The 320-nt window shown below is 75.6% G+C and carries 1 protein-coding gene; it reads right to left on the minus strand.

The window, feature by feature from the left end; all coding sequences use genetic code 11:
* A partial coding sequence (locus tag QWY29_RS20000) for a sensor histidine kinase (RefSeq protein WP_300962990.1) occupies positions 1 to 320 on the minus strand: 320 nt, incomplete at both ends.

Raw genomic sequence — 320 nt, forward strand, 5'->3', positions numbered from 1 at the left:
TCGAGCGGCAGCAGCACCCGCACGGTCGTGCCCGCGCCGGGGGCGGACTCCAGGGCGATGCTGCCGCCGTGCCGGTGCACCACCCGCCGGGTGATGGCCAGGCCCAGGCCGCTGCCCGGCACCTCGACGTCGCCGGTCTGCGGGGCCCGGGTGAACTCGTCGAAGATGCCCGGCTGGTCGGCGAGCGGGATGCCCTGGCCGGTGTCGGCGCAGGTCAGCTCGACGCCGTCGTCGCGGGTGGCCAGGCCCAGGCGCACCGAGCCGCCGGCCGGGGTGTACTTCAGGGCGTTGCTGAGCAGGTTGGAGACCACCATCGCCAG

Source organism: Nocardioides abyssi (assembly GCF_030412915.1).
Lineage (GTDB): Bacteria > Actinomycetota > Actinomycetes > Propionibacteriales > Nocardioidaceae > Nocardioides > Nocardioides abyssi.